The 507-nt window shown below is 69.8% G+C and carries 1 protein-coding gene and 1 pseudogene; one reads left to right on the top strand and one right to left on the bottom strand.

Annotated elements, in window-relative coordinates; all coding sequences use genetic code 11:
- Positions 1 to 177, top strand: a 177-nt coding sequence (locus CFP66_RS50625) for an STAS/SEC14 domain-containing protein (protein ID WP_143517649.1), incomplete at its 5' end; no start/stop codon positions are given.
- Between the two features lie 68 nt (positions 178 to 245).
- On the opposite strand, the pseudogene CFP66_RS46915 reads toward CFP66_RS50625, so the two are convergent.
- A pseudogene (locus CFP66_RS46915) lies at positions 246 to 507 on the bottom strand (hypothetical protein); the annotation flags it as partial.

The following is a 507-nucleotide window of genomic DNA, read 5'->3' as shown; positions in this document are numbered from 1 at the left end:
TGGCGCAACACCTGTCTGGACCTGCGCCACCGCCGCGACTTCGACAAGGTCGCTATCGTGGGCGCGCCGACCTGGGAGCGGTGGTGCGCCAAGCTGGCCAACCTCCTGATCACCGGCGAGATCAAGACCTTCACCCGCGACGAGTTGAGCACGGCCTGGACCTGGGTGCGCGGCTGAGCGGATCTGCCATCCCACGGTCGGGAGCCAGCGATACGCCCGGCTGACGGCCGCTGGCAGCCAGCTCGCTACCCGGTTCCTGAGACGTCCGTTGACGAGGTGGCTGCCCCGGTCGAGCCGGCTGCTGCTGGGTCGCGGGGAACGCGTGTGAGCAGGGGAACGACGCGGACGAGCACGACCATCGCCACCAGCTCGACCAGGGTCTGGGTGACCACCGCCAGGGGTGCCATGGCCAGCGTCGTGGGAAGGGCGAGCGCGAGCGGGAGCACGACCAGGGAGTTGCGGGTGGTGACGGAGAACATGACTGCGCGCGTGTCCGGGACGTCGAGG

It is taken from the genome of Pseudonocardia sp. MH-G8, assembly GCF_002262885.1.
Classification (GTDB): Bacteria; Actinomycetota; Actinomycetes; order Mycobacteriales; family Pseudonocardiaceae; genus Pseudonocardia.
Note: the sequence above shows the minus strand (reverse complement) of the source record. Positions and strands in the feature narration are given on the sequence as shown.